The sequence below is a fragment of the uncultured Cardiobacterium sp. genome, assembly GCF_938028185.1.
In the GTDB taxonomy this organism is placed as follows: Bacteria; Pseudomonadota; Gammaproteobacteria; order Cardiobacteriales; family Cardiobacteriaceae; genus Cardiobacterium.
On record NZ_CALJAH010000198.1, the window covers coordinates 1 to 3,944 of the forward strand.

General features: G+C 61.4%; 2 protein-coding genes. Both read right to left on the bottom strand.

Going from position 1 to position 3,944, the window contains the following annotated elements:
- Positions 1–1,595 (bottom strand): hypothetical protein (locus tag Q0349_RS05860; RefSeq protein ID WP_298079946.1); only part of this gene is annotated, 1,595 nt, incomplete at its 3' end.
- Between the two features lie 91 nt (positions 1,596–1,686).
- The coding region (locus tag Q0349_RS05865; protein ID WP_298079947.1) for an immunoglobulin-like domain-containing protein at positions 1,687–3,944 on the bottom strand (2,258 nt) is incomplete at its 5' end.

Below are 3,944 nucleotides of genomic sequence, written 5' to 3' on the forward strand. Positions count from 1 at the left end.
TTCGCGCCTTTCTGCGCGGCGGTCAGGGTGAAGGTGCTGTTGGTCGCGCCTGCAATCGCCTTGCCGTCGGCAAACCACTGGTATTTGACGCCGGTCGTCGGTACGCCGTCGTCGTCTGTCACGGTCGCTTTCAGTTCGCTGCCCACTTTGGCTTCGCCAGTAATGGTGACTTTGCCTTCGTGGTTGGTTGCTGGTGGCGGGGTAACGGGGTCGTTCGGTGCGGTGGTGCTGGCGTCGGCGCTGGTGCTGGTGCCGTCGCCGTTATGTGCGCGCACGATGCTGCCGTCTTTGACGGCATCAGGGTCGAGGGTGACTTTGCCGGTAGCCGGGTCGATATGGACGTCATTCGGCCAGGTGCCTTTCGCCGCCCATTTGCCGCTGGCGTCCTTGTTGGCGGTCAGGGTTTGGTCTTTACCCGCTTCGTCGGTGTATTTGATTTCGAGCGTGGTCGCCTTGTTGTTCGGGGTGATGACGACGCCGCCCTGGTGCGCGTTATCAGCGGCTACGGTTGGGGCATCCAGGCTCGGCGGGGTCACGCCCGCATCGTAATCCGCGGTGACGCTGGCATCGGTGCTGGTGGTGGTGCCGTCGCCGTTGTGGGCGCTGACGGTGCTGCCGTCCTTGACGTCATCCGGGGCGAGGGTGACTTTGCCTGTGGTTTCGTCAAGGGTGACGGTTGTCGGCCAGTTGCCCTGTTTTGTCCATTTGCCGCTTGCATCTTTGCTGGCGGTCAGGGTGTGTTCTGTGCCTGCTTCGTCGGTGTACTTGATTTCGAGCGTGGTCGCCTTGGCGTTCGGGGTGATGATGACGCCGCCTTTGTGGGCGCTGTCTCTGACGACTTCCGGCTGGTCGATGGTTTGCGGGTTATTCGGCTGGTTGGGATTGTTCGGGTTGTTCGGCTGATTGGGGTTATTTGGATTATTCGGTTGGTTGGGATTGTTCGGATTATTTGGCTGATTGGGATTATTCGGCTGATTGGGATTGTTCGGGTTGTTCGGCTGATTGGGATTGTTCGGGCTCGGATTCGGCGACGGATTCGGCGTGGGGTTCGGTGACGGGTTCGGGCTGGGAGACGGGTTGTGGTTGTCGTTGTTATGGTGGTGTTTGTGGTGGTTATGGGCGGCAAGCGCGATGCCACCGCCAACAAGGCCGATGGCGCCGATGGTGCCGAGGATGCCCCAGTTGGAGAAGCCGCCACCGCTGCCCGCGCTGCCACCTGCTACCGGTGCGGCGCCAAGCGCGCCATCGGTCGTGGCGGTGGTGATGTGGTCGGCGAGGACGTGTTCGGGGGTGACGATGACCGGATAGCGGTAGAGGCTGCCGTCGCTTTGCATACCGACCAGCGCGCCTTCGCCGCGGGCGAAGTAGTCCTTGATGACAAGATCGGTACCGCTGCTGTTGTCGAAGGAGATGAGCAGGTCATCGCCGGAGCGGGCGGTGTCGATGCTGACCGGGCCGGTGCCGGTCGCGGTGTCGGTGAACTGGTAGTACGCGCCGTTGATGGCGTCAATTTGCTGAACACTGGCGGTGTTGAGATCGTAATGGGCGATGGTGTTGCCATTGACGTCTTTGATGTTGAGTGCGACTTGTGCCATTTGAGCCTCTCTGCTTGTTTGCGTTTTTCCGGAAATGTTGCGCCGCAGCGCCTGCGTTCATGATACATCAGTCGCTGCGGTTTTGATGGGTTTAGATGATGTGGATGCCGTTATGCTCCAAATCGTGGTTCGCGCCAAGGCGGGCGATGGTGACTGCTGCCGCGCTGCCGCTGCCGTCCGGGTCGTAGGCGAGCTCGCCGGTGGTGCGGTCGTAGAGCAGGTGGTCATTTTCGTCTTTGGCTTCTTTGCCCGCCACGAACTGGTCGGCGGCAAGGGTGCCTTTTTCCAGCGCGGTGAAGATGTTGTGATCGAGCTGGAGTACGTCGCCTTCGCTGAGGTTGTAGTCGGTGATGGTATCGGCCTTGCCATCCAGCGGGCTGGCGAAGATGAAGGTGTCCGCGCCTTTGCCGCCGGTTAAGGTATCGGCACCACGACCGCCTTCGAGCTGGTCGTTGCCCGCGCCACCATCGAGGTGGTCATCGCCGTCGAAGCCGAAGAGGTAGTTGGCGGCGCTGTTGCCCTTGATGGTGTCGTTGCCGCTGCCGCCCTTGGCGTTCTCGATTTGCGTGCCGTAACCGATGAACATTTGGTGTTCGGTCGGCGTGCCGTCGTTGTTCAGCGCCAGATGCGCGGTTTTTTCGCCCGCGTAGATCCAGCTGCCGGGGGTGAGGTCGATGTTGAGGTCGAGCGTTTGTTCGTGCGCGTCAAAGGTATCGAGTCCGCCGCCGTCGTGGATGTAGATGTCGTTGCCGATGGCGTCTTTGTTGAACTCCTTGAAGCCGTAGGTGTCGTCGCCGCTGTGGTAGTTCGGGTTGACGCCAAAGCTGTGGTGCAGCGCGGCGAGGTCATAGATGCCCAGTTTGTTTTGCGCGATGGGGAACTCGGGGTAATAGTTGCTGCCTGCTTTAAGCGGGATGGTTTCGCCATTGATGTAAGACATGACGCTGAGAGTGTCGCGGTTTTCCGCCACGCTTAAATCCGGTTTGCCGTCGCCTTTTTTCGCGTGGTCAAACGGGTGATCCATACCAAGGGTATGCCCGACTTCATGCAACGCCGCGTGCCAGCCGTAGTATTCGATAGCATCCCCGCCGGTGATGCGGTAGGGGATGTCGCTGCGGAAGGCATCATCAGCGCTGAAGCGTTCGGCGCTCAAATGCACGCCGCCACCATAGACGCCGTAGCCGACTTTTAGCTCGCTGTCCATCGTATGTTTGTAGAAGTTCAGCGTGGCATTGTCGCCCTCGGTGTATTTGATGTTGACGTGTTCGGCGATGTGGTCGAGCACGGTGCGTATCGCCGCTTTTTGGGTTTCGCTGTAGGCCTGGAAGCCGGCGAGGGTGCTGCCGTCGGTATCTTTGCCGCTGGTGTTGAAGGCGTAGGTGACTTTGATGCCTTCGCCCGGTTTGTGGCCGAGGAGGTGGCCGTAGCCGTTGTAGCCGCTGTCCAGCGTTTTGACGAAGTACGGCGTGTCGGCGTTGCGGTCGCCGGCGAAGGTGGTGTCGGTGTTGGTGCCGTTGTGGTTCGCCGCGCTTTCGTCGTTGTCGATGATTTGTGTGGTCACGCCCGTCTTGTCCGCATCCAGTTTCGCCCCTTGCGGTGCGCTGATTTCGATGCGGTAGTGCTCGTTGTTTTCCGGCAGGCGGTCGTCCGCGGTGTTGACGCTGAAGGTGGCCGAGGTTTGTCCCGCCGGGATGGTGAGGGTTTTTTCGATGGGCTGCGGCGCGAAGTCGGCGTCTGTCGTCTCGATGTGCTTGAGGGTGAGGGTGACGGTGACGGGCTGGTCGCTGGCATGGTCAAGGCTGACGGTGTAGGTTGCCGCCCCGCCTTCGTTGACGCTGTCGCTGCCGCTGATGCTGACCGTCGGCTGGTCGGCGTTGTTTTGTGCACCGATATCGCTCGCCGCGCTGGTCGGGTTTTCGTGGTGGGCGGCGTTGTCGTCGTAGCTCGCCTGCACGGTGATTTTGTGTCCGGCGTCGGCGGCGGTGAGGCGGTAGGTTTTGCCGGTCGCGCCGTCAATCGGCTGGCCGTCGCGCAGCCACTGGTATTGCACGCTGTTTGGTACGCCGTCGCCGTCGCTGACGGTGGCGGTGAGTTCGCCGCCGACTTTGGCCTCGCCGCTGATGGCAACGCTGCCGGGCTGGTTCGGCGCGCCTGGCGGTGGGGTGGTGCCGCTGTCTTCTACTGCGGCAGTCGCGCTGCTACTGACGCTTTCGGCGTGCTGTTTGCCGTCGGTGTACTCCGCCTTGACGGTGATGGTTTTGCCCTTGTCCGCTTCGGTGAGCTGGTAGCTCGCGCCGGTGCCGACTTCTTTGCCGCCCGCGTACCAGTGGTAGGTGACGCTGCCCATGC